Annotated in this window: 22 protein-coding genes; 8 read left to right on the forward strand and 14 right to left on the reverse strand. The window is 64.8% G+C overall.

The features are described 5' to 3' along the window. Positions 1-32: 32 nt before the first annotated feature. Positions 33-2,543 (reverse strand): glycerol-3-phosphate 1-O-acyltransferase PlsB, encoded by a 2,511-nt coding sequence (plsB, locus tag AC1ZV1_RS08390; protein ID WP_484296301.1) that lies wholly within the window; start codon positions 2,541-2,543, stop codon positions 33-35. Positions 2,544-2,712: 169 nt separating this feature from the next. Between plsB and AC1ZV1_RS08395 the strand changes: the two genes are divergently transcribed. Next, a complete protein-coding gene (locus AC1ZV1_RS08395) occupies positions 2,713-3,183 on the forward strand; it encodes a hypothetical protein (RefSeq protein WP_484296302.1) in 471 nt (156 codons plus the stop codon). A 548-nt stretch (positions 3,184-3,731) separates the two neighbouring features. Then, positions 3,732-3,941 carry a cold-shock protein gene (locus tag AC1ZV1_RS08400; RefSeq protein WP_015476243.1) on the forward strand — a complete coding sequence of 70 codons (210 nt, stop codon included), beginning with the start codon at positions 3,732-3,734 and terminating at the stop codon, positions 3,939-3,941. Between the two features lie 69 nt (positions 3,942-4,010). Here the strand turns inward: AC1ZV1_RS08400 and AC1ZV1_RS08405 are convergent, their stop codons facing one another. The 5 genes from AC1ZV1_RS08405 to AC1ZV1_RS08425 all read right to left on the reverse strand — a co-directional run bounded on the left by AC1ZV1_RS08405 (position 4,011) and on the right by AC1ZV1_RS08425 (position 9,225). Beyond that, on the reverse strand, positions 4,011-4,382 hold the full coding sequence (locus tag AC1ZV1_RS08405) for a hypothetical protein (protein ID WP_484296303.1): 372 nt from the start codon (positions 4,380-4,382) through the stop codon (positions 4,011-4,013). Positions 4,383-4,392: 10 nt separating this feature from the next. Further along, on the reverse strand, positions 4,393-5,202 hold the full coding sequence (locus tag AC1ZV1_RS08410; RefSeq protein ID WP_484296304.1) for a putative RNA methyltransferase: 810 nt from the start codon (positions 5,200-5,202) through the stop codon (positions 4,393-4,395). Continuing rightward, positions 5,196-5,387 carry a hypothetical protein gene (locus AC1ZV1_RS08415; RefSeq protein ID WP_259756614.1) on the reverse strand — a complete coding sequence of 64 codons (192 nt, stop codon included), beginning with the start codon at positions 5,385-5,387 and terminating at the stop codon, positions 5,196-5,198. Before AC1ZV1_RS08415 ends, AC1ZV1_RS08410 begins: the two co-directional genes overlap by 7 nt. After that, the gene (dapE, locus tag AC1ZV1_RS08420; protein ID WP_484296305.1) at positions 5,384-6,541 is read right to left on the reverse strand and encodes a succinyl-diaminopimelate desuccinylase; all 1,158 of its coding nucleotides are present in this window, start codon (positions 6,539-6,541) and stop codon (positions 5,384-5,386) included. The genes AC1ZV1_RS08415 and dapE overlap by 4 nt, the downstream gene beginning before the upstream one ends. 83 nt (positions 6,542-6,624) lie before the next feature. Continuing rightward, positions 6,625-9,225, reverse strand: coding sequence for a glycosyltransferase (locus tag AC1ZV1_RS08425; RefSeq protein ID WP_484296306.1), 2,601 nt, complete (start codon positions 9,223-9,225; stop codon positions 6,625-6,627). 302 nt (positions 9,226-9,527) lie between these two features. On the opposite strand from AC1ZV1_RS08425, the gene tcdA reads away from it, so the two are divergent. Continuing rightward, positions 9,528-10,334: a tRNA cyclic N6-threonylcarbamoyladenosine(37) synthase TcdA gene (tcdA, locus tag AC1ZV1_RS08430; RefSeq protein WP_484296307.1), complete on the forward strand. Its 807-nt coding sequence runs from the start codon at positions 9,528-9,530 to the stop codon at positions 10,332-10,334. Between the two features lie 93 nt (positions 10,335-10,427). Here the strand turns inward: tcdA and AC1ZV1_RS08435 are convergent, their stop codons facing one another. The 5 genes from AC1ZV1_RS08435 to AC1ZV1_RS08455 form a co-directional block, all read right to left on the reverse strand. Beyond that, entirely contained in the window at positions 10,428-10,835 is a 408-nt protein-coding gene (locus tag AC1ZV1_RS08435) for a SufE family protein (protein ID WP_484296308.1), read from the reverse strand. Beyond that, positions 10,832-12,037, reverse strand: a complete 1,206-nt coding sequence (locus AC1ZV1_RS08440; RefSeq protein ID WP_484296309.1) for an aminotransferase class V-fold PLP-dependent enzyme — start codon at positions 12,035-12,037, stop codon at positions 10,832-10,834. The genes AC1ZV1_RS08435 and AC1ZV1_RS08440 overlap by 4 nt, the downstream gene beginning before the upstream one ends. 95 nt (positions 12,038-12,132) lie before the next feature. Then, positions 12,133-13,167: a 2,3,4,5-tetrahydropyridine-2,6-dicarboxylate N-succinyltransferase gene (gene dapD / locus AC1ZV1_RS08445; RefSeq protein WP_484296310.1), complete on the reverse strand. Its 1,035-nt coding sequence runs from the start codon at positions 13,165-13,167 to the stop codon at positions 12,133-12,135. Between the two features lie 42 nt (positions 13,168-13,209). Then, positions 13,210-13,836, reverse strand: coding sequence for a LysE family translocator (locus AC1ZV1_RS08450; RefSeq protein WP_484296311.1), 627 nt, complete (start codon positions 13,834-13,836; stop codon positions 13,210-13,212). A gap of 11 nt (positions 13,837-13,847) precedes the next feature. After that, on the reverse strand, positions 13,848-14,156 hold the full coding sequence (locus AC1ZV1_RS08455) for an arsenate reductase (RefSeq protein WP_484296312.1): 309 nt from the start codon (positions 14,154-14,156) through the stop codon (positions 13,848-13,850). Between the two features lie 213 nt (positions 14,157-14,369). Between AC1ZV1_RS08455 and AC1ZV1_RS08460 the strand changes: the two genes are divergently transcribed. Next, the gene (locus AC1ZV1_RS08460) at positions 14,370-16,031 is read left to right on the forward strand and encodes a Na+/H+ antiporter (protein ID WP_484296313.1); all 1,662 of its coding nucleotides are present in this window, start codon (positions 14,370-14,372) and stop codon (positions 16,029-16,031) included. A 292-nt stretch (positions 16,032-16,323) separates the two neighbouring features. On the opposite strand, the gene dapC is transcribed toward AC1ZV1_RS08460, so the two are convergent. The 3 genes from dapC to map all read right to left on the reverse strand — a co-directional run bounded on the left by dapC (position 16,324) and on the right by map (position 21,181). Then, positions 16,324-17,520, reverse strand: coding sequence for a succinyldiaminopimelate transaminase (gene dapC, locus AC1ZV1_RS08465; protein ID WP_484296314.1), 1,197 nt, complete (start codon positions 17,518-17,520; stop codon positions 16,324-16,326). 37 nt (positions 17,521-17,557) lie between these two features. Beyond that, complete coding sequence (locus tag AC1ZV1_RS08470) at positions 17,558-20,257, reverse strand: [protein-PII] uridylyltransferase (protein ID WP_484296315.1); 2,700 nt, start codon at positions 20,255-20,257, stop codon at positions 17,558-17,560. Between the two features lie 141 nt (positions 20,258-20,398). Then, complete coding sequence (gene map, locus AC1ZV1_RS08475; protein ID WP_484296316.1) at positions 20,399-21,181, reverse strand: type I methionyl aminopeptidase; 783 nt, start codon at positions 21,179-21,181, stop codon at positions 20,399-20,401. Between the two features lie 317 nt (positions 21,182-21,498). Here map and rpsB point away from each other — a divergent pair, with 317 nt between their 5' ends. From rpsB to frr, 4 genes are all read left to right on the forward strand, one after another. Beyond that, positions 21,499-22,239, forward strand: a complete 741-nt coding sequence (gene rpsB / locus AC1ZV1_RS08480) for a 30S ribosomal protein S2 (protein WP_017521179.1) — start codon at positions 21,499-21,501, stop codon at positions 22,237-22,239. Positions 22,240-22,364: 125 nt separating this feature from the next. Continuing rightward, positions 22,365-23,234: a translation elongation factor Ts gene (tsf, locus tag AC1ZV1_RS08485; RefSeq protein ID WP_017521180.1), complete on the forward strand. Its 870-nt coding sequence runs from the start codon at positions 22,365-22,367 to the stop codon at positions 23,232-23,234. Between the two features lie 206 nt (positions 23,235-23,440). Beyond that, positions 23,441-24,178: a UMP kinase gene (gene pyrH / locus AC1ZV1_RS08490; protein ID WP_017521181.1), complete on the forward strand. Its 738-nt coding sequence runs from the start codon at positions 23,441-23,443 to the stop codon at positions 24,176-24,178. 1 nt (position 24,179) lies between these two features. After that, positions 24,180-24,737: a ribosome recycling factor gene (gene frr, locus AC1ZV1_RS08495; RefSeq protein WP_024766083.1), complete on the forward strand. Its 558-nt coding sequence runs from the start codon at positions 24,180-24,182 to the stop codon at positions 24,735-24,737. Positions 24,738-24,748 lie beyond the last annotated feature (11 nt).

The following is a 24,748-nucleotide window of genomic DNA, read 5'->3' on the forward strand; positions in this document are numbered from 1 at the left end:
GCGTCAAGTCGCTGGCAGGTGTCCGGTGTGGCTCAGTTTTGACGGACGGGTGGCAGCTCGGCAGGGGCGCTTTCGTCCTGTTCGGGGCGCTCCAGGGCGACCTGGCGAATCGACAGGCGAATCTCCGCGGGCAGGACGCGCTTGGCAGCGCCTTCGGCCAGTTCGCCGAGCAGTTCGTGGTAGCTCAGCTTGCCGTTCTCGTCCTTGCGCAGCACGCCTTCGTCCAGCAGGGTCTGGATGAAGTGGCGGAACAGGCTCTTGTCGAAGAACTCCGGGGCGTTGAGGCCATGGAGGACCGACAGGCGCTGGGCCATTACGGTGCAGAGGTTTTCCAGTTCCTCGGCGGTGAGCTGCTTCTGTCCGGCGTTGAGCACCAGTGAGATCGACATGTAGAAGCGCTGCAGGGTCTGGGCAATGGCGCGAGCCAGCAGGGTCAGCAACACGTACTGGCGCGAGCTGGGTGCCGGGCGGATGAAGGTGTCGTTTTCCTGCTTGAGCAGTTCGCTGGCGACCATGGCCTGCAGCCATTGATCGACCACCGCATCCAGCTCGTCCAGGCTCCAGCGGATGAACAGCTCGGCCTGCAGGTACGGATACAGGGCACGGGTGTAGCGCAGCAACTGCTCGCGGCTGATCCGCCCGCTGTTCTGGAAGAAGCTGGCGATCAGCGCCGGCAGGGCGAAGATGTGCAGCACGTTGTTGCGGTAGTACGTCATCAGCACCGCGTTCTGCTCGTCGAGGTAGCAGATGCGACCCAGGGCGTCCTTCTGCTCGCTAAGCAGGTTCATGCTCTTCACGTACTCGATCAGTTGCTGGCCGTCACCCTCGGGCAGCGTGGCGCTGGGCGAGTAGGGAACTTTGCGCAGCAGGTCGAGGTAGAGGTCGATCACCCGGGCGAGCGCCGTTTCGTCCAGCGCCAGGCGCGTGGTGGAGAGCAGGGCCAGGGCCACCAGGTTCACCGGGTTGATCGCGGCGGCATCGTTGAGATGGCGGGCCACATCGCGGGCCAGGTGATGGGTGGTGTCCGACAGCCAGTCCGGGCGGTATTCCGGGCCGAGCTCCTGCTGGCGCCAGTCCGGTTGCTGCTGGTCGAGGAACTGATCGAGGTGGATCGGTTCGCCGAAGTTCACCCAGACCTGGCCGAAGCGCTGTTTGAGCGCACCGATGACCTTGAAGATGTCGAAGATCGATTCCTTCTTCTTCGCCGCGCCGCGCAGTTCACCCAGGTAGGTGCGGCCTTCGAGCACGCGCTCGTAGCCGATGTACACGGGCACGAAGACGATGGGGCGGCGCGAGTCGCGCAGGAAGCTGCGCAGGGTGATCGCCAGCATGCCGGTGCGCGGGTGCAGCATGCGTCCGGTACGGGAGCGGCCGCCTTCCACGAAGTACTCGGTGGAAAAGCCGCGGCTGAACAGGGTGTGCAGGTATTCGTTGAAGACTGCGGTGTACAGCTGGTTGCCCTTGAAGCTGCGGCGCATGAAGAAGGCGCCGCCGCGACGCAGAATCGAGCCCACCACCGGCATGTTGAGGTTGATCCCGGCGGCGATGTGCGGCGGGGTGAGGCCGTTGCGGAACAGCAGGTAGGACAGCAGCAGGTAGTCGATGTGGCTGCGGTGGCAGGGCACGTAGACGATCTCGTGGCCCTGGGCGACATCCTGCACCCGCTCGATGTGGTTGACCTTCACGCCCTCGTAGAGCTTGTTCCAGAACCAGGTCAGGGTCACTTCGAGGAAACGGATCACCGGGTAGGAGACGTCGGCGGCGATCTCGTTGGCGTAGCGCAGGGCGGCGGCCTCGGCCTTGTCCTGGGAGATCTTCTGGGTCTCGCATTCTTCCTGGATTGCCTGGCGCACCAGCGGTGCACGCAGCAGGCCCTTGACCAGGGTGCGACGATGGGACAGGTCCGGGCCGATTACCGCCGTCTTCTGGTTGCGGAAGTGCACGCGCAGGATGCGCTGGACCATGCGCAACGTACGTTCGTGGCCTTTGTTCTGTTCCACCAGCTCGCGCAGGTGGATGGGGGCGGAGAACTGCACGCGGGTCTTGCGGCCGAGAATGAGGATGCGCGCCAGCTTGCGCAGGCGGCCGGTCACGGCCCAGTTGTCGGCGAACAGCAGCTTCCAGGCGCTCTTCTCGCTGTCCGGCGATTGGCCCCAGAACACGCTGACGGGGATGATCTGCGCGTCATCGATGCCGTTCTGGCCGATGGCACCGAGCATGCGCACCAGCGCCGGCGGCGCGCCGCGCTTGTCCTGGCGGCCGAGCCAGTCGGGCTCCGGCGTCAGGTAGAAGAAGGCCGCAGGCTCGATGGATTCACCCACTGCCACCGGCATCACCGGGCGCGGCAGGCCAGCCTTGCGGCACTCGGTATCGACCACGGCGAGATCGCTCACCGAGGGCTGCTGCAGGACGTAGAGGACCGGTTTGCTGCGGTCGATCTTCAGACTGAAGGCCGACTGGTTGATGGTTTCCGAGCGCACCCAGAGGTACAGCAGGCGGCGCAGGGCACCAAAACCGAAGCGGCGGAACGGGTAACGAGGCATACAGGCCCTATGGCTGGCAGAGGTAAAACGAGCGATTGCTCAGGCCGGCTAGTGTGCCGGATTAGGCCCGTTCCGGCAAAGCCGCGAGCGCTTTGTCGGCATGGACGGATGCCGCGCAGGGCGCGGCTATGCTGCCATTTAGGGGGTGACATTCCGAGGAGGTTCCGCGATGCGTACATTCACCTGGGGTTGCCTGCTCGCCCTGCTGGTCGTGGCGCCTGCCCAGGCCCAGACTGTTTCCCCGCTCAAGGGCCAGAGCAGCCAGCAGATGCAGCAGGACATGGCCGAGTGCAACAGCGTTGCCGCCAACGCGGCCAGCAGCACGACCACCGGTTCCAGCCTGAATGTCGGCGGGCGGGTTCGAGGTGCCGCCAGGGGCGCGGCGGCGGGCGCCGTCGCTGCCGAAGTGCGTGGGCAGCGACATGATGAGGTCTACGACCGCGCCAGCGATGATGCGAAGCAGCAGTATCGGCAGAACCGCGCCGGTGACGTGGCCGCCGCCGGTGCCGTCGTGGGCGCATCGCGCCAGCGCCAGGATCGCCGGGAGGACCGCCGCAACCAGAGCCAGGCGCAGAGTTCGGCCAGTGCCAGCGCCTACAGTGGCTGCCTGCAGGGGCGGGGTTATCAGGTCAGTCCCTGACGTCCCTTGATGGTGCACGACTGGCCGCAGGGTGTTGCGGACAGGAGGCAAGCTGCAGTCGTAATTCAGCGAACAAAATGGATTGGCGGGTCACCGATTCAGCAGATTAATGGGCGGGCATATTGCCGCAGTGCGAACTGGAGGGCGCATTCCCGCAGCATCTGAAATACATATCCGCAGATCGCTGGAAAGCAATGAACGGGAACGAAATTACCCGCCGTAAATGCTGGGAAGTGAGAAAAGGTCCACGTTCGAAACACTTTCGTTACGCGGGGTAACGAGCACCAAAATGGCTCTGCAGGCCCCGAAAAATGGCACTTTGGCCGGATTGGTCATAGGGTCGCGGAGGTAATGAAAAAGTGCTTTTCAGCTGTAACTTTTGATTTATATACTCGGGAGCGCTGTCGCCACCGGGCGTTATTCGAATTACCTTCCTGCGTGCCTTTCGGTGCGGGTTGGATGATAAGGAAAGCGTTCAGCCGGCGACTGCCGAAGTCCTCATTCCCGGGGGCCATCCAAAAATAATAGGCAAGTTGGAGAGTGTGGTAATGGCTGATCGTGAGGTCGGAACCGTCAAGTGGTTCAATGACGCCAAAGGTTATGGATTCATTCAACGCGATAGCGGTCCGGACGTTTTCGTTCACTACCGTGCCATTCGTGGCGATGGTCACCGCTCCCTGGTCGAAGGCCAGAAAGTGGAGTTCTCGGTGATCCAGGGTCAGAAAGGCCTCCAGGCGGAAGACGTCGCCAAGGTCTGAGCCCCCGAAAGTACAAAGGCCCGTCCAGTGGACGGGCCTTTGTTTTTACAGTCTTGCGCAAGCGGTGGTTCAGCTCGTGCGCCAGGTGATTTCCTCGATGCCCGCGGCAGTCACCTTCAGCCAGCGGTCCGCGTCCTCTTCGCCCTGATCCTCGCTCCAGCTGCCCGGTGCGCAGCGTACTTCCACGTCCAGCGCGGCGCAGGCATCGCGGGCGCAGGCGACATCGTCATCCCACGGGGTCTTGTCGCTGTCCAGGAACAGGCTGTTCCACTTGCCCACGGCCTTGGGCAGCCAGGTGACGGGAATGCTGCCGGCGGTGCACTTGACGGTCTCGCCCTGGGTGCGCCATTCGGAGCAGGGGCCGATTGCCTTCTCCAGCCAGGCGCTGACGGCGGCCTGGTCGGCATCCTTGATGTAGATCTCGATATCCGGTTGGCGCATGGCGTCCTCGTCAGGGTTCTTGGCGTTCCAGCCAATCGTAGCGTACCGCGACCGTGACCTCGAAGGGCGCGGCGAGGATGCGCTCGCGCCGCTCGGGGTTGACCCGCCAGCCGTGAGGCGTCATCGCCAGCAGGTGCTCGCGGGCTTCACGGGTGTGCAGCGGCAGCTTGAAGCTCAGTTGTTCGGTGTGTGCCGGCTTGAGTGCTGCAGGCAGGTCGGCGAGGTGCTTGTCCTCGACGTACTCCCGCACTTCGTCGTACAGGCGCTGGCGCAGCTCCAGCAGGTGATCGCGTGCCGGCCCCAGGCGCAGCACGCCGCCACCCGGTGTCAGCAGGCGAGCGGCTTCCTTCCAGTCGATCGGGCTGAACACGCTGGCCAGCAGCTGGCAGGAGGCATCGGCCAGAGGCACGCGGGCCATGCTGGCGACCATCCAGGTCAGTTGCGGGGCGCGCTTGCAGGCATGTTTGACGGCCTCGCGGGAGATGTCCAGGGCATAGCCATCCGCGCCGGGCAGGGCTTCGCCCAGTTGCGCGGTGTAGTAGCCCTCGCCACAACCGATATCCAGCCAGCGGCCCGGAGCACGTTCGGCGGCCAGTTCGGCCAGGCGCCTGGCCAGCGGTGCGTAGTGGTCGGCGCCGAGGAAGTGCCGGCGCGCCTCGACCATGGCGGCGTTGTCGCCCGGATCGAGGCTCTTCTTGTGCTGCACCGGCAGCAGGTTCAGGTAACCCTGGCGGGCGCGGTCGAAGCGGTGGCCGGCTGAGCAGGCGACACCGTTGTCGGCCTCCGTCAGCGCTTCGCGGCACAGTGGGCAGATCAGCATCCTTTCTTCCCTTGCGGCGGCACCAGAGGCTGCGGCAGGTCGTTACGCAGCACCGTGGGCAACGAGCGGCGGCGCTGGGCGATCTGGTACACGCGCAGGGAATAGCGACGCTCGGCGGCTGGCGCGGGCGGCGGGGTATCGGGCTGTACGGCGCCCAGGCAGAAGCCTTTGTTCGGTCCAGTCATGCCAGCAGTCGCACCAGGGTCTGGTAGTAGATTTCGGTCAGCACATCGAGGTCGCTGGCCAGTACGCGTTCGTCCACCTGGTGGATGGTGGCGTTCACCGGGCCGAGTTCGACCACCTGGGTGCCCATGGTGGCGATGAAACGGCCGTCGGAGGTGCCGCCGGAGGTCGACGGGGTGGTCTCGCGGCCGGTGACGGCGCGGATTGCCGCAGCCACGCCATCGAGCAGTTCACCCGGTTGGGTGAGGAACGGCAGGCCGGAGAGCGCCCAGTCGATGTGCCATTCCAGGCCATGCTTGTCGAGGATCGCGGCGACGCGCTGCTGCAGGCCTTCCACGGTGGATTCGGTGGAGAAGCGGAAGTTGAAGATCACCTTCAGCTCGCCGGGGATCACGTTGGTCGCGCCGGTGCCGCCGTTGATGTTGGAGATCTGGAAGCTGGTCGGCGGGAAGTAGTCGTTGCCATTGTCCCAGTGCTCGGCGGCGAGTTCGGCCAGGGCCGGGGCGGCGAGGTGGATCGGGTTCTTCGCCAGGTGCGGGTAGGCCACGTGGCCCTGCTTGCCGCGTACGCTGAGGGTCGCGCCGAGGGATCCGCGACGGCCGTTCTTGACGATGTCACCCACCAGGGTGGTGCTCGACGGCTCGCCGACGATGCACCAGTCCAGGCGCTCGTTGCGGGCCTTCAGGCGCTCGACCACGGCCTTGGTGCCGTGATGGGCCGGACCTTCCTCGTCGCTGGTGATCAGGTAGGCGATGCTGCCGCGGTGGTCCGGGTGGTCGGCGACGAAGCGCTCGGTGGCGATGATCATCGACGCCAGGCTGCCTTTCATGTCGGCCGCGCCGCGGCCGCAGAGCATGCCGTCGGCGTCGATCAGGGCGTCGAACGGCTGGTGCTGCCAGGCCTGCTCGGGGCCGGTGGGGACCACGTCGGTGTGGCCGGCGAAGCACAGCACCGGGCCGTTGGCGCCGTCGCGGCCCTGGCGCAGGGCCCAGAAGTTATCCACCTCCTCGATGCGCATGGGCTCCAGGGCGAAGCCGCAGGCGTCCAGGCGCTGCATCATCAGCTGCTGGCAGTCGGCATCGACCGGTGTGACGGAGGGACGGCGAATCAGCTCGCAGGCGAGGGCCAGTGTCGGCGAGAGGGACATTGAGGGCATCCTGGGGGTGGAACGGAAAAAGGCGCCCATCTTAAAGCAAAAACGCCGGCGTTTGGCCGGCGTTCTTGGTTACGGATGGGCGGTCAGGCCGCCGGTGTCGCCGGGCTGGCGACCGGCGCCTCCTGGGCCTTGGGTGCGGCGGAGAGCAGCGCCATCACCAGGGCGGCGAGGTAGGGCAGCGACTGCACCAGCAGCATGGCCACCCAGAACATCATGTCGCGGCTCGGTACGCCCTGTACCAGCACGATGCCCAGCGCGGCGCCCCACAGCAGCAGCATGATGAACACTTCCTCACGCGCTTCGGCCAGGGCGACGAGGAGGCCATGGTTGGAGGCCATCTTCGGCGTGCGGAAGAACGGGATGGTCTTGGTGAACGCCCCGTAGAGCACCGCCTTGGCGATGGTGTGCGACAGCGCAAGGCCTGCCACCGCCGCCTGGAACGAGCGCACGAGGTCCACGCCCACCGCGCGGCGGTAGAGGAACATGATCTTGCCGAACTTGAAGAAGAACAGCGCCAGCGGCGGGATGGCGAAGATCAGCAGCGGCGGGTCGACCCGCTTGGGCACGATGATCATCGCCGAGGACCAGAGCAGCGCGCCGACGGTGAAGAAGATGTTCATGCCGTCCGCGATCCATGGCAGCCAGCCGGCGATGAAGTGGTAGCGCTGGCCCAGAGTGAGCTTGCTGTCCTTGCCCTGGAACAGGGCGCGGGCGTGGCCCTTCATGATCTGGATGGCGCCATAGGCCCAGCGGAAACGCTGCTTCTTGTAGTCGATGAAGGTGTCAGGCATTACACCCTTGCCGAAGCTCTGGTGCGAATAGGCGGCCGAATAGCCCTTCTCGAACACCCGCAGGCCCAGCTCGGCATCCTCGCAGATGGTCCAGTCGGCCCACTTGAGCTCGTCCATCACGGTACGGCGGATCATCGTCATGGTGCCGTGCTGGATGATCGCATCGCGGTCGTTGCGGGTGACCATGCCGATGTGGAAGAAGCCCTTGTACTCGGCGTAGCAGAGCTTCTTGAAGACGTTTTCCTCGCCATCGTGGTAGTCCTGGGGGGACTGCACCACGGCGATCTTCGGGTCGGCGAAGTGCGGCACCATCTGCTTGAGCCAGTTCGGCTCGACGCAGTAGTCGGCATCGATCACGGCGACGACTTCGACGTCCGGCGCGGTATGCGGCAGGATGTAGTTCAACGCGCCGCCCTTGAAGCCCGCCAGCGGTGCTACGTGGAAGAAGCGGAAGCGCGGGCCCAGGACCTCGCAATAATCGCGCACTGGCTCCCAGACCGCCGGGTCCTTGGTGTTGTTGTCGATGATCAGGACTTCGAAGTCCGGATAGTCGAGCCTGGACAGCGCATCCAGGGTCTTCTTCATCATCTCCGGTGGTTCGTTGTAGCAGGGCACGTGCACCGAGACCTTGGGCCGGTAGCCGGTATCGGTGAGGACCGGGTCGAACGGCCGGCGGCGCTTGCGCACCCAGACGGTCTCCGCCAGTTCGTGGGCCTCGGTGAGCAGGACGATGAACACGCCCAGCGCGCCGATGCCCAGCAGGCCGCCGACGGTCATGCTGAACCAGGTGCTGTACTGCTGGCTGTAGTCGTAGGCGATCCACACCAGCACCGAGCCGCCGGCGAAGGCGACCACGGTGAGGAAGGTGCGTCCGCGCTGGCGCAGAGCGCTGCCGTCGATCATCAGCAAGGTCAGGGCGAGCAGCGCCATCACCACAGAGGCCACCGCCAGGGCGCGCCATTGCGGGATGTTCACCACCGGCCCGTCGAAGTTGAACTTGGGCTGGCGCTGCGCGTTGTAGACGCCCCAGTAGGCACCGACCGAGCCTTCGTCACCGACTTTCCACGGCTGATCGAAGGCCTCGACGACGAAGTAGTTGTAGCCCTTCTTGTTCAGCGCGTTGGTCAGTGTGCGCAGGTAGATGGCCTGGTCCGCCTGGGTGGCGTCGGCGCCGCCGCGCATGCGTCCGTTGCTCGGCCAGCCGACCTCGGCCAGCAGCAGCGGCTTGCGCGGGAACTTGGCGCGCAGTTCCTTGGCACGTTCCAGGACGAACGGCACGGCGTCGTTCATTGCCGTGTATTCCCAGTAGGGCAGCACGTGGGCCGCGATCAGGTCGACGTGCTTGGCCATCTCCGGGTATTTCTCGTAGATATGCCACTGCTCGGCGGTCGTCACTGGCACCTTCACCGCCTTGCGCACGCGGTCCAGGTAGGCCGTCAGTTGCTCGACGGTGACCTCGCGACGGAACAGCGCCTCGTTGCCGACGATCACCCGGACGACACTGCGCGAGTTGTTGGCGATCTCGATGCCGCGCTCGATCTCGGCTTCGTTCTCGGCCTCGTCCGGGCCGATCCAGATGCCCAGGCTGACGCGCATGCCCAGCTCTTCGGCCAGGCGCGGGATATCGGCCAGCGACCCCTTCACCGAGTAGGTGCGGATGTTGTCGGTCTGTTTGGAGACCAGCTCCAGGTCCGAGCGGATCTCGTCGTCGCTGGGGAACTGGTTCTTCTGCGGATTCTGGTTCAGGCGGAAGGGCGAGAAGGAGAATCCGGAAATGCTTTCCGGCCAGTCGGGAACGCTGACGGGACGGTTATAGAGAGCCCAGAAGCCGGTGAAGAGTGCCGCGAGGGCGACGAACACCACCAGGTTGAGGCCGAACTTGCGTGCAGGCATGGTGCGATCGGGTTCCAAAGGGTGGAACGGGGAGGGGCCGGGGCAATCTCTGTACGGGATAGCCTTCGGTCGGGGCGCATCCTACCCCGCACTCCAGGGGCTGTACAGGTTGCCGGCGCCATCCGCCGCATGGGCGCACGTGGGCGTTTCCCGACAGTTTAGAATGTGTGGCAGGCACGTGAATGAGACTCTGGCATTCCGGCTTTGTTGCAGGCGTGCCCGGGCTGGCCGTGACAGAGCCGGGTCGTTACAGGAGCCCGGCCGTTATAGAATGCCGGCCGTTTCGGAATGAGGTGTGGGTGATGCAACTGGATGAACAGCGTTTCGGCGGAATTGCGCGGCTTTACGGCCGTGAAGGCCTGGAGCGACTGGCGGCCAGCCACGTGGCGGTGGTCGGGATCGGTGGCGTCGGCTCCTGGGCGGCCGAGGCGCTGGCACGCAGCGGCGTGGGCGAAATTTCGCTGTTCGACCTGGACGACGTCTGCGTCACCAACACCAATCGCCAGGTTCACGCCATCCAGGGCGCCGTGGGGAAGCCCAAGGTCGAGGTGATGGCCGAGCGCCTGAGGGCAATCAATCCCGGCATCGTCGTGCACGCCGTGGCCGACTTCGTCACCCGCGAGACCATGGCGGACTACATCACCCCCGAACTGGACTGTGTGATCGACTGTATCGACAGCGTCGCAGCCAAGGCTGCACTGATTGCCTGGTGCAAGCGCCGCAAGCTGCAGATCATCACCACTGGCGGTGCGGGCGGGCAGGTGGACCCGACGCAGATCCAGGTCGCGGACCTGAACAAGACCTTCAACGATCCGCTGGCCGCCAAGGTCCGCTCGACGCTGCGCCGCGACTACAACTTCTCGCGCACGCCGGGCCGGCATTACAGCGTGCAGTGCGTGTTCTCCACCGAGCAACTGCGCTATCCGAAGCCGGATGGCACCGTGTGCCAGTCCAAGAGCTTCGTCGGCGAAGGCGTGAAACTCGACTGCGCTGGCGGCTTTGGCGCGGTGATGATGGTCACCGCGACCTTCGGGATGGTGGCGGCGGCGCGGGCGGTGGACAAGATCGTCGCCGGTGCGCGGCGGCCTTCGGAGCGCGCTGCAGGCTGACTGCCTTTGTAGGAGCGGATTTATCCGCGATGGTCTCCGGCACGATGCGGGCCTATCGCGGACGGAGTCCGCTCCTACGTATAGGCCAGCGCCTCAGGCGGAGATCAAATCCTGCATGCGTTTCAGCACGGCATTCAGACCGTTGCTGCGCGACGGCGACAGTTGCCTGCCCAGGCCCAGTTGATCGAACCAGTCCGGTAGGTCGATGGCGGACAGCTCGTCCGCCGGTAGACCATCCACCCGTACCAGCAGCAACGCCAGCAGACCACGCAGCAGGCGGGCATCGCTGTAGGCGCGGAAGTGCCAGCGCTCGTCGCGCCGATCCGCCACCAGCCAGACGTTGCTTTCGCAGCCCTGTACGCGCTGCTCGTCGCCGCGCTCGGCCTCGCTCAGCGGTTCCAGGCGTTCGCCCCATTGCATCAGCAGGCGGGCGCGTTGCTCCCAGCCTTTCAGGGCGGTGAAGGACTGCAGCGCCTCGGCGGCCCCGGCGGACAGGCTCACCGCAGCAGCTCCAGGGCGCTGTCCAGTGCGGTGAAGAAGCGTTCCAGGTCGGCGCCGTCGTTGTACAGGCCGACGGAAACGCGCAGGGCGCCGGCGACGTCCAGGGTCTTCATCAGCGGCATGGCGCAGTGGTGTCCGGCGCGAACGGCGATGCCCTGCTCGGTGAGCAGGTGGCCCAGGTCGGAGACGTGCACGCCCTCGACCACGAAGCTCGCCAATGCCACCTCCGGCTCGCCCAGCACGCGCACGCCATCGCGGGCACGCAGGCCGGCCAGCAGGCGGGCGTGGAGGAAGTCCTCGTGGGCGCTGACGTCGGCGCTATCCTGCGCGGCCAGCCACTCGAGGGTGGCGCCCAGGGCGATCACCGGTCCGATAGGCGGGGTGCCGGCTTCGAAGCCCATGGGCGCGCTATGGAACTGTGCGTCGAAGTAGTCCGCCACGCGCACCATTTCGCCGCCGAACTGCCAGTGCGCCAGCCGTTCCAGTGCGTCAGGGCGACCCCAGAGCAGGCCGAGCCCTTCAGGGCCGTAAAGCTTGTGGCTGGAGCAGACGTAGAAATCACAGCCCAGTGCCGACAGGTTGTGCCGACCGTGCACCACGCCTTGCGCGCCGTCCACCACGCTCAGTGCACCCTGCTGGCGGGCCATCTGCAGCAGTTCCGGCAGCGGCTGCCAGGTGCCGAGCACGTTGGACAGCTGACTGACGGCGAGCAGACGGGTGCGCGGGCCGATCAGGCTGGCGGCGCGGTTCAGGTCGATACGGCCATCGGCGTCCAGTGGCAGCACCACCAGCTTAAGGCCACGGCGCTGTGCCAGTTGCTGCCAGGGCAGGAGGTTGGCGTGATGTTCGAGAGCGCTGACGGCGATCTCGTCGCCCGCCCGGAACTGGCCTTCCAGTCCGTAGGCCAGCAGGTTCAGCGCTTCGGTGGCGCCGCGGGTGAAGATCAGCTGTGCCGGGCTGCCGCCGTTGAGCCAGTTGGCCGCCAGCGTGCGGGTCGCCTCGAAGGCACGGGTAGCGCGCTCGCCGGGCAGATGCTGGGCACGATGCACGTTGGCGGCGCCGCTGGCGTAGTAGCCGGCCAGTGCGTCGATCATGGCGCGCGGCTTCTGCGCGGTGGCGGCGCTGTCGAGGTAGGTCTGGCCTTCGGTCTCGAAGGCGGCGAGGGCCGGGAAGTCGGAGCGCCAGGGCGAGGGAATGGACATGGGCGTGCGGCCGGTTGCGGAAGAAAGTAAAACGGGGGCCGCAGCCCCCGCTTCTCCAAGCTTAGTGCGTACCCCGCGCGAGCGGGGCGCCCAGCTTAGTTGTGCGCGTGCAGCGCCTCGTTCAGCTCGATGGCAGTCTTGTTGGTCTTGCACTCGACTGCGCCGGTCTGGGAGTTGCGGCGGAACAGCAGGTCGGCCTGGCCGGCCAGGTCGCGGCCCTTGACCACTTTCACCAGATTGTTCTGGTCGTCCAGCACGGCGATCTTGGTGCCGGCGGTGACGTACAGGCCGGCTTCGACGATGTTGCGGTCGCCCAGCGGGATGCCGATGCCGGCGTTGGCGCCGATCAGGCAGCCTTCACCGACGCTGATGACGATGTTGCCGCCGCCGGACAGGGTGCCCATGGTGGAGCAGCCGCCGCCCAGGTCGGAGCCCTTGCCGACGAACACGCCCGCGGAGACGCGGCCCTCGATCATGCCCGGGCCTTCGGTGCCGCCGTTGAAGTTGACGAAGCCTTCGTGCATCACGGTGGTGCCTTCACCGATGTAGGCGCCCAGGCGTACGCGAGCGGTATCGGCGATGCGCACACCGGCCGGGACCACGTAGTCGGTCATCTTCGGGAACTTGTCGACGGAGAAGACTTCCAGCAGCTTGCCCTTCAGGCGCGCTTCCAGTTGCAGCTCGGCCAGTTCGGCCAGGTCCACGGCGCCCTGGTTGGTCCAGGCCACGTTCGGCAGCAGCGGGAAGATGCCGGTCAGGTTCAGGCCGTGCGGTTTGACCAGGCGGTGGGACAGCAGGTGCAGCTTCAGGTACGCCTCCGGGGTGGAGCTGGGGGCGGCGTCTTCGGCCAGCAGCGTGGCGACCAGCGGCTTCTGGCTTTCGGCCAGGCGGTTCAGCAGGGCAGCCTGGGTGGCGTCGACGGACTCAACGGCGTCGGCCAACTGGTAGGCCTGGTGGGCGGTGAAGGCGATCGCCTGGTTGCCGCCTTCGTAGGCCAGCAGCGGGGCAATGGCGGCGACCAGCTCGACGCTGGGGTTGAGCAGCGGCTGTGCGTAGAAGACTTCCAGCCAGTTGCCCTGGCGGTTCTGGGTGCCGACACCGAAAGCGATGCTGAACAGGGATTTCGACATGTGGGGGATTCCTTGAAAGAGATTCGTGAAGAATGAATTCGGTCAGCCCGGACGGCGGCTGAGCAGCAGGCCCAGCCCGGCGCTGCCCAGCAGCGCGGCACAACCACGGTTGAACAGGCGCCGTGCGCGTGCGCCGGCGAGCAGCTTGCCGAGGCGGACCCCGGCGAGCCCGTAAAGGGCGATGGCCAGCCATTCCAGAAGCAGGAAGGCTGCGCCGAGCTGGGCGAACTGGGCGCCCACGGCCTGACGCGGATCGACGAACTGCGGCAGGAAAGCGGTGAAGATGAGGATTGCCTTGGGATTGCCGGCGGCCACCCAGAACTCCTGGCGAGCCAGACGCCACAGGCTGGTGGCAGCTACCGGGGAACCATCGACCGTCAGATGGGCCGTCGGGGCGCGCCACAGTTGTACGGCGAGCCACAGCAGGTAGGCGGCGCCCACCAGCTTGATCGCCAGGAACAGCCAGGCCGACGCTTGCAGTACCAGCGCAAGGCCCGAAGCGGCCAGGACCAGCATGCCGGCGAAGGCGAGCAGGCGCCCACCACCGGCGACGGTGGCGCGCAGCAGGCCGAATCGGGCAGCGTTGTTCAGTGACAGCAGGTTGTTCGGTCCCGGCGCCAGGTTCAGGGCGAAGCAGGCGGGGAGGAACAGGGCCCAGGCGATGCTCATCGTTCCAGTGCTCAGGCCAGCGCGGCGGCGTAGGCGTCGGGCTTGAAGCCGATCAGGGTCCGATCACCCAGCTCCAGCACCGGACGCTTGATCATCGACGGCTGCGCGACCATCAGTTCGATGGCCTTGTCCTGGTCGAGATCGGCCTTCTGCGCGTCGTCCAGCTTGCGGAAGGTGGTACCGGCACGGTTCAGGACGGTTTCCCAGCCATGCTCGGTGCACCACCGGCGCAGGTGTTCGCGGTCGATACCGCTACTCTTGTAGTCGTGGAAGGCGTAGTCGACGCCATGCTCTTCCAGCCACACGCGGGCTTTCTTCATGGTGTCGCAAGCTTTGATTCCATACAGCGTCCGCTCACTCACGGGGCGCTACTCCTTTTCGATGCTTTTTTCAGGCGCGGGATTATGCCATTTCCGCAGCGCTTGCGGGACGCCGCCGGGAGGTCGAGCGTTTGCAACAGTTTTTTGCCCATTACGGGGCTGATCCGCCGCGCAACGGGTGCTTCAATGGAGAGCTGTGCTGGGAGTTCGTCGATGCAAACCGTTTACACCGTGCTCATCCTGCTGCTGGTCGTGGGGGGAACCCGTCTCGCGGCGCAGTTGATCCCGCTGCCGCTGCCGCTGATACAGATTGCCGCCGGCGCGGCACTGGCCTGGCCGAGTCTGGGGCTGCATGTGGGGCTGGATCCGGAACTGTTCATGTTCCTGTTCATTCCGCCGCTGCTGTTCGCTGATGGTTGGCGCATGCCCAAGGGCGAGTTCTGGAAGATGCGCTGGCCGATCCTCACCCTGGCCTTCGCGCTTGTGCTGTTCACCGTGCTCGGTGGCGGCGTGTTCATTCATCTGCTGATTCCCGAGATTCCCTGGGCAGCGGCCTTCGCCCTGGCAGCGGTGCTGTCGCCGACGGATGCGCTGGCCGTTTCGGCCATCGCCCAGGATCGCCTGCCAAAGCGTCTGATGCATGTGCTGCAGGGCGAGGCGCTGATGAACGATGCGTCGGGCCTGGTGGCGTTCAAATTTGCCATCGCGGCGGCCATGACCGGCACGTTCTCGCTGATGGACGCCAGCCTGAGCTTCCTGCTGGTAGCGATGGGCGGGCTGGCCTGCGGGGTATTCATCAGTTGGCTGCTGGGGCGGATTCGCGCCTGGATGATCCGTCGTGGCTGGGATGACCCGGCGACCCATGTGGTGCTGATGCTGCTGTTGCCTTTCGCCTGTTACATGATTGCCGAGGAACTGGGCGTCTCCGGCATCCTGGCGGCGGTAGCGGCGGGGATGATGCAGAGCTGGGCCGACCTGCTGCCCCGGCAGACCAACACCCGACTGCTCAATCGCAGTGTGTGGTCGATGCTGGAGTTCGCCTTCAACGGCGTGGTGTTCCTGCTGCTGGGGCTGCAACTGCCGGCCATCCTCAAGTCCGTTGCTCACCATGCCGACGACGTGATGTGGCGTTCGTCGCTGCTGCTGTTCTACGTGCTGGCGGTATTCGCCGTGCTGCTCCTGCTGCGTTTCGGCTGGGTCTGGTGCTACTGGAAGGTTTCGGTGCGCTTCGAACAGTGGTGGGGCATCGAACTGGGTGGGCGATCAGGCGAGCCGGTCTTGCGGCTGTCGGCGATCTCGGCGCTGGGGGGCGTGCGCGGGGCAGTGACGCTGGCGGGCGTGCTTTCGGTGCCGTTGCTGCTGCTCGATGGGTCGGCCTTCCCACAGCGCGATCTGATCATCTTTATCGCCACGGGAGTCATCCTGGTATCTCTGATCGCCGCCACCATCGGATTGCCCATTCTGCTTCGGGGGCTGCCAGCGGCCAGCAATGACCAGCGCGAGCGGGAAGTGCAGTCGGTCTGGCGCAAGACCGCTGCGGCGGCCATTCACATGCTGGAAGGTGAGGAAATGCCTGCTCAAGATGGCGCGGATGCCGATGAGGCGGCCCGGCTGGCAGAACTGAAGGCGAGACTCATGGCCGAATACCGCCACGAACTGGACCCGGCACCGGATAGCCAGGAGGCCCGCGAACGCGCCCGTGGCCTGGAGTTGGCCGATCAGGCTTTGCGCATCAAGGCGCTACGGGCGCAGCGGCTGGAGCTGTATCGGATGCGCCGCGAGCACGAGATCGACGACGAAACCATGCGCGAGGTGCTGGGGGAGCTGGACAGCCAGGAGGCCTGGGTGACCAGCAAGGCGGGGAGGTGGGTCTAGCGAGACGGCTGTGGTAGGAGCAACTGTCTTTACCTGAAACTTCGTACCGCCGATTTCCCTCTCCCTGAAGGGAGAGGGGACTGATCGGCGTCAAGCGAAACTCCGAGCTGGCCAGCGGCAGTGGACGGCTCCCTCTCCCTTCAGGGAGAGGGCGGGGGAGCGGGCTGACGTCCACGCAGGATCTTCCGGTAGGAGCGGATCTTATCCGCAAACCGGCCGATAGGCCGGTGACAGGCACTTGCACCGCTATCGCGGTGATCGCGGAAGAGTTCCGCTCCTACGAGAGCACAGCTTACAGGCCCTGCACGTAGCGCTTGATGCGCTCGGCCGCCTCGACGCACTCGGCCAGCGGAGCCACCAGGGCCATGCGCACGCGGTTGGCGCCGGGGTTCTCGCCCTTCACTTCACGGGACAGGTACGAGCCCGGTACCACGGTGACGTGCTGCTGGTCGAAGAGGCCGCGGCAGAACGCGGTGTCGGCCACCGGGGTCTTCGCCCACAGGTAGAAGCTGCCGTCCGGGCGCTGTACGTCGAGCACGCCGCCGAGGATGTCCAGCACGGCGTCGAACTTCTCGCGGTACAGGTCACGGTTGGCGCGCACATGGTCCTCGTCCTTCCAGGCCGCGACGCTGGCCAGTTGCGTCTGAACCGGCATGGCACAGCCGTGGTAGGTGCGGTAGAGGAGGAATTTCTTCAGCACCTCGGCGTCACCGGCGACGAAGCCCGAGCGCAGTCCCGGCAGGTTGGAGCGCTTGGACAGGCTGTGGAACACCACGCAGCGCGCAAAATCAGAGCGGCCCAGTTCGGCGCAGGCGGTCAGCAGGCCGGCCGGCGGGTTCTGCTCGTCGAAGTACAGCTCGCTGTAGCACTCGTCGGCGGCGATCACGAAGTCGTGTTCGTCGGCCAGGGCGATCAGCTTCTTCAGGGTTTCCAGCGGGACCAGTGCGCCAGTGGGGTTGCCCGGCGAGCAGAGGAAGAGGATCTCGCAGCGTGCCCAGACGTCGGCCGGGACGGCGTCGAAGTCCGGGTTGAAGCCGTTGTTTTCCAGGCAGGGCAGGTAGTGCGGCTCGGCGCCGGCCAGCAGGGCCGCGCCTTCGTAGATCTGGTAGAACGGGTTCGGGCTGATCACCAGGCCCCTGGCGTTGCGATCGACCACGGTCTGGGTGAAGGCGAACAGCGCCTCACGGGTACCGTTGACGGGCAGCACATGGCGCGCGGCGTCCAGCCAGCCGGCCGGCACCTTGAAACGGCGTTCGCACCAGGTGGCGATGGCTTCGCGCAGGGCGGGAATGCCCAGGGTGGTCGGGTAGACCGCCAACTGGTCGAGGCTGTCGGCCAGTGCCTTGGCGACGAAGTCCGGCGAGCGGTGCTTGGGTTCGCCAATGGACAGCGCGATGGGCTTCAGCTCGGCCGGCGGCTGGGCGCCGGCCAGCAGGGCGCGGAGCTTCTCGAAGGGGTAGGGCTGGAGCGAGTCGAGGGCAGGGTTCATGGCAGGCTCTTTCGTTCTGATGCTTTCAAAGTGGGGATTAGATGCTGATGCGGACCGGCATGCTCGGCTGGCCGCCGTCTGAGAGGATGTCCACCAGCGCGGTCTGGATGCGCTTGCACAGCTCCGGGTCGGAGAGCGGCTGGTTGTGCGCATCGGTCACGAAGAAGACGTCCTCTACGCGCTCGCCCAGGGTGGCGATCTTGGCGTTCTGCACCGACAGGTCGAAGTCCAGGAACAATCCGCCGATGCGCGCCAGCAGGCCGGGGCGATCCGGTGCGGTGACTTCCAGCACGCTGACCTGACGGGCCGCGTCGGTGGAAATGGTCACCTGGGGATTGAAGGCGAAGTGCTTGAGCTGGCGCGGCACACGGCGCTGGATGATGGTCGGGTATTCGTCCGGGTCCTTCAGCGCGTTGACCAGGCCTTCGCGAATTTCCTCGACCCGGCTGGGATTGTTGCCGATCGAGCCGCCATCGGCGTCGAGCACTATATAGGTGTCGAGGGTGAACAGGCTGGTGGAGGTGATGATTCGCGCGTCCTGAATGTTCAGGTTGAGCTGGTCCATCGCTGCCACGGTCACGGCGAAGAAGTCGTGCTGGTCACCGGCATAGATGAAGATCTGGGTGCCGCCTTCGAATTCGCGCTGGGCGGTTTCCTTGATCAGCACCAGCGGGGTACCGTCGTCCGGGTGCTGGAGAATGGCTTCGGTGTGCCAGGCCACGTCCGCGGCGGTGTGGCGCAGGAAGTAGTCGTCGCCCAGTTGGCTCCAGAGTTGCTCGGCGTCGTCCTGGTCGATGCCGCCGCGCACCAGGATATCGATGGCCGCGCTCTGGGTCTGGCGGATCTGCTCTTCGCGGTCCACCGGGTTTTCCAGGCCACGGCGCAGTGCGCGCTTGGTCTCGGTGTAGAGCTGGCGCAGCAGGCTGGCGCGCCAGGAGTTCCACAGCGTCGGGTTGGTGGCGTTGATGTCGGCCACGGTGAGCACGTAGAGGTAATCCAGGTAGGTCTGGTTACCCATCAACTGCGCGAAGTCGTAGATCACCTGCGGGTCGGACAGGTCCTTGCGCTGGGCCGTGGTGGACATGATCAGGTGGTTCTGCACCAGCCAGGACACCAGGTTGGTGTCCCACGGCGGCAGCTGGTGGCGCTGGCAGAAGTGCTCGGCGTCCACCGCCCCCAGTTCCGAGTGATCGCCGCCGCGGCCCTTGGCGATGTCGTGGTAGAGGCCGGCGATGTAGATCAGCTCCGGCTTGGGCAGTCGCTCCATGATCTTGCTGGCCAGCGGGTACTTCTCCGCCATGTCCGGCCGGCGCAGCTTGCGCAGGTGCTTGATCAGGTTGAGGGTGTGCGCGTCGACCGTATAGATGTGGAATAGGTCGTGCTGCATCTGCCCGACGATCAGGCCGAACTCCGGCAGGTAGCGGCCGAGGATGCCGTAGCGGTTCATCCGCCGCAGGTTGCGGTGGATGCCTTCCTGGCACTTGAACAGCTCGATGAACAGGCTGGTATTGCGGATGTCGTGGCGGAAGTCGTCGTCGATCAGGTGCCGGCTGTCGCGTAACAAACGGATCGTGTCGGCACGCACGCCCTTGATCTCCGGGTGCTGGGCCAGCAGGACGAAGATCTCCAGCAGGGCGAACGGGGTGCGCTTGAAAACGTTGGCGTGGGTGACTTCCAGGTAGCCGTCACGCAGTTGGAAACGGCTGTTGAGCGACTGGATCTGACCGTTCTCGCCGGCCCGCAGGATCACTTCCTCGAAGTGCTGGGTGATCAGATCGTTCAGTTCGGAAACGGCCATCACCACGCGGTAGTACTTCTGCATGAAGCGCTCGACCGCCAGCTTGGCGTCGTTGCCCTCGTAGCCGAGCATGCCGGCGATGCGCCGCTGGTGGTCGAACAGCAGGCGGTCCTCTGCGCGGCCGGCAAGCATGTGCAGGGCGTAGCGGACCTTCCAGAGGAATTCCTGGCTGGAGGCCAGCACCGAGCATTCGCTCTCGACCAGGAAACCTTCGCGCACCAGGGCGTGCAGGTTGAGGCTGCCGAAGTGGCGGCGAGCGACCCACAGCAGCGTCTGGATGTCGCGCAGGCCGCCGGGCGAACCCTTCACGTTGGGTTCGAGGTTGTATTCGGTGTCGTTGTACTTGGTGTGGCGGTGGATCTGTTCCTTGCGCTTGGCCAGGTAGAACTGGCCGCTGGGCCACATCTCCTTCGCGCTGGTGGCGTCGAGCATGCGCTGGCGCAGGCTGTCCGGGCCGGAGATGGTCCGGCACTCCATCAGGTTGGTAACCACGGTGAGGTCGGCGCGCGCTTCCTCGGCGCACTCGGCGACCGAGCGCACGCTCTGGCCGACTTCCAGGCCGATGTCCCAGAGCAGGGTGAGGAAGCCCTCGATGGGCTCGCGGAAGGACTCCTGGTCCTCGCTGTCGAGCAGGATCAGCAGGTCGATATCCGAGTGCGGGTGCAGTTCGCCGCGCCCGTAGCCGCCCACGGCGACCAGCGCGATGTCGGCGTCGTCTCCCCAGTCGAAGCGGTTCCAGGCCTGTTGCAGGATCTGGTCGACGAACCAGGCGCGGTCCTCGATCAGCCGGCGAATGTCGCGGCCGCCGTTGAAGCGGGCGTCGAGTACCTCGTTGGCCTGGCGAATCGCCTTCTTGAAGGCAGCGATAGGGCTGGATTTGAGGGCCAGTTCTGCCTGGAACTGCCCACGGTCGAACAACTCGGGATCCACCTGCGGCATGGCGGCCTTCCTGATCAATGGCTTAGGGGAGGGCAGGGGCAAGAGGGCAACCGGGCCGTGCGCTTGGCGCAAGGCCCGGTGGCTGTGCCGGGCCGGGATTTGTATCTTCTACCCAGCCGTCGGCAAGAATGCAAACCGCGCTCAGGCCGAGGTGCGCGGGAAGCTCTCGTCGTTGCGCAGGGTCAGGATCTCGTAGCCGTCGGCGGTGACCAGCACGGTGTGCTCCCACTGGGCGGACAGCTTGCGGTCCTTGGTGATGGCGGTCCAGCCGTCGCCCAGCAGGCGGGTTTCCGGTCGGCCCTGATTGATCATCGGCTCGATGGTGAAAATCATGCCTTCCTTCAGTTCCAGGCCTGTGCCGGCGCGACCGTAGTGCAGCACCTGGGGCTCTTCGTGGAAGACCTTGCCGATGCCGTGGCCGCAGTACTCGCGCACCACCGAGAAGCCATTCTTCTCGGCGTACTTCTGGATCACTTCGCCGATGTCGCCCAGGCGCGCGCCCGGCTTGACCACGTCGATACCCTTGTACATGCATTCCTGGGTGATCTGGCACAGGCGGTCGGCCCATTCCGGGGTCTTGCCGACGGAGAACATCTTGCTGGTGTCGCCGTGATAGCCGTCCTTGATCACGGTGACGTCGATGTTGACGATGTCACCTTCCTTGAGCGGCTTCTCATTGGGGATGCCGTGGCACACCACGTGGTTGATCGAGGTGCAGATGGATTTGGGGAAGCCCTTGTAGTTCAGCGGCGCGGGAATGGCCTTCTGCACGTTGACGATGTAGTCGTGGCAGATGCGGTCCAATTCGTCGGTGGTAACGCCGGGCTTGACGTGTTCGCCGATCATTTCCAGCACTTCGGCGGCCAGACGGCCGGCGACGCGCATTTTCTCGATGTCTTCGGGCGTCTTGATGGTGACGGTCATGCGACTTCTCTTCAGGCGCTGCGTACGCGCGGGTAAATGAGAGGAATACGCAAGTCTATCAGATTTGGCGCCTTTCTATTAAGGGTGGGTGGCCGACAGGGGTGGTCGGACGAGGCGGCAGGGAGGTGCCGGGCGTCCTTTCGGGTTTTGTTCTGGCCGGGGTTGTGGTATAAAGCGCCCCGCTCTGAAGGCTACGGCCATTTCGGAGCATTAACCCACACATGCATCGACACGATGGCCTGGGTGCCTTTCGACACAGTCGGAGGGTTGGCCGTTGGGATGCATGGAGGCCTAACCCGACTTATCGAGGAACTATCATGTCCCAAGTCAACATGCGCGATATGCTGAAGGCCGGTGTGCACTTCGGCCACCAGACCCGTTACTGGAACCCGAAAATGGGCAAGTTCATTTTCGGCGCGCGCAACAAGATCCACATCATCAACCTCGAAAAAACCCTGCCGATGTTCAACGAGGCCCTGACCTTCGTTGAGCGCCTGGCCCAGGGCAAGAACAAGATCCTGTTCGTCGGCACCAAGCGTTCCGCCGGCAAGATCGTTCGCGAAGAAGCTGCCCGTTGCGGCATGCCGTACGTCGACCACCGTTGGCTGGGCGGCATGCTCACCAACTACAAGACCATCCGCCAGTCGATCAAGCGTCTGCGCGAGCTGGAAGTGCAGTCCCAGGACGGCACCTTCGCCAAGCTGACCAAGAAAGAAGCCCTGATGCGCTCCCGTGATCTGGAAAAACTGGATCGCAGCCTGGGCGGCATCAAGGACATGGGCGGCCTGCCGGACGCTCTGTTCGTGATCGACGTTGACCACGAGCGCATTGCTATCACCGAAGCCAACAAGCTGGGCATCCCGGTCATCGGCATCGTCGATACCAACAGCAGCCCGGAAGGCGTTGACTATGTTATCCCGGGTAACGACGACGCCATCCGCGCCGTTCAGCTGTACCTGGGCTCGATGGCTGAAGCTGTCCTGCGTGGCAAGAGCGCCGGTGGCGTGACTGCCGACGAGTTCGTCGAAGAAGCACCGGCCGAATCCGCCGAAGGCTGATTCCAGGACGTCCAGACGTCCTACGGTGAGCAGGAAGGGGGCTAGGCCCCCTTTTTGCCACCCCGAAAATTCCGCCCGGTTTGCCGGGCGATCTGGTTTTGAGAGCAACTCAAGAGGATTTCGAAATGGCAGAAATTACTGCAGCACTGGTCAAGGAACTGCGTGAGCGTACCGGCCAGGGCATGATGGAGTGCAAGAAGGCACTCGTAGCCGCCGAAGGCGATATCGAGAAAGCCATCGATGACATGCGCGCTTCCGGCGCCATCAAGGCTGCCAAGAAGGCTGGCAACATCGCCGCCGAAGGCGCCATCGCCGCCAAGGTCGCTGACGACGGCAAATCCGCCACCATCATCGAAGTCAACTCGCAGACCGACTTCCTGGCCCTGCAGGACGACTTCAAGAACTTCGTCGCTGCCAGCCTGGACAAGGCCGTTGCCCAGAAGCTGACCGACGCTGCTCCGCTGATCGCGGAACAAGAGCCGGCCCGCGAGGCCCTGGTTGCCAAGTGCGGTGAGAACGTCAACATCCGTCGCCTGGCTCGCACCGAAGGCGAAGTGGTTGGTGCCTACCTGCACGGCCACCGTATCGGCGTTCTGGTTACCCTGAAGGGCGGCAACGCTGAACTGGCTCGCGACATCGCCATGCACGTCGCTGCCAGCAACCCGCAGTTCCTCGATCCGTCGCAGGTTTCCGAAGAAGCCGTTGCCAAAGAGAAGGAAATCTTCCTCGCTCTGAACGCCGACAAGATCGCTGGCAAGCCGGAAAACATCGTCGAGAACATGGTCAAAGGCCGTATCTCGAAGTTCCTGGCCGAAGCCAGCCTGGTCGAGCAAGCGTTCGTCAAGGATCCGGAAGTCAAGGTCGGTGACCTGGCCAAGAAAGCCGGCGCTGAAATCGTTTCCTTCGTTCGTTTCGAAGTAGGCGAAGGCATCGAGAAAGTCGAAGCTGACTTTGCTGCCGAGGTTGCTGCTCAAGTAGCCGCTTCCAAGCAGTAATAGACAGTCTCAGGACTGTCGCCCCGCAAGAGGCTGCCCGCTAACGCGCGCGGCCTCTTTGCCAAACTGGGGAAACCAAAAGGGGCGGTTTCCGCGGCGCACACCCGCAAGGCGGGTTTAAACGCACCGCAAGGCTGGCTGGTCCAAGCTTTCCGCCAAGCGCCCGCAAGGCGCACAGCATTCAATCGCCGCAGGAGAAAAAGGTCATGGCTCAGCAGCTGAGCGCTCGTCAACCTCGCTATAAACGCATTCTTCTAAAACTGAGCGGCGAAGCCCTGATGGGCTCCGAGGAGTTCGGCATCGATCCCAAGGTGCTGGACCGCATGGCGCTGGAGATCGGCCAACTCGTCGGAATCGGCGTGCAGGTCGGTCTGGTCATCGGTGGCGGCAATCTGTTCCGTGGTGCGGCGCTGTCCGCGGCCGGCATGGATCGCGTCACCGGCGACCACATGGGCATGCTGGCCACCGTGATGAACGGCCTGGCCATGCGCGACGCCCTGGAGCGCTCCAATATCACCGCCATCGTCATGTCCGCCATCTCCATGGTCGGCGTGACCGACCACTACGACCGCCGCAAGGCCATGCGCCACTTGAAGAGTGGTGAAGTGGTGATCTTCTCCGCCGGCACCGGTAACCCGTTCTTCACCACCGATTCCGCCGCCTGCCTGCGCGCCATCGAAATAGATGCTGACGTAGTGCTCAAGGCGACCAAGGTGGACGGCGTGTACACTGCCGATCCGTTCAAGGACCCGAATGCCGAGAAATTCGAGCGTCTGACGTACGATGAAGTGCTCGATCGCAAGCTGGGTGTGATGGACCTTACCGCCATCTGCCTGTGCCGGGACCAGAAAATGCCGCTGCGCGTGTTCAACATGAACAAGCCCGGCGCGCTGCTGAATATTGTTGTAGGTGGTGCTGAAGGCACCCTGATCGAGGAGGATTGAGATGATCAACGAGATCAAGAAGGAAGCACAGGATCGTATGGGCAAAACCCTGGAAGCCCTGGGTCATGCCTTCGCCAAGATTCGTACTGGCCGTGCGCACCCGAGCATCCTGGATAGCGTGATGGTGTCCTACTATGGTTCCGACACGCCGCTGCGCCAGGTGGCCAACGTCACCGTGGAAGATTCCCGTACCCTGGCCCTGAGTGTCTTTGACAAGACCATGATCCAGGCGGTCGAGAAGGCCATCATGACCTCCGACCTGGGGCTGAATCCGGCTACTGCAGGCACCACTATTCGCGTACCGATGCCGGCCCTGACCGAGGAAACCCGCAAGGGCTTCACCAAGCAGGCTCGCGCTGAGGCTGAGCAGGCCCGTGTTTCCGTTCGCAACATTCGTCGCGATGCCCTTGCTCAGCTGAAGGATCTGCAGAAAGAGAAGGAAATCAGCGAGGACGAAGAGCGCCGCGCGGGTGACGACGTGCAGAAGATTACCGACAAGTTCGTCGCTGAGATCGAAAAGGCCCTCGAGGCCAAGGAAGCGGACCTGATGGCCGTCTGACGGTCGGACTC

The sequence above is a fragment of the Pseudomonas sp. BB438 genome (genome assembly GCF_057180225.1).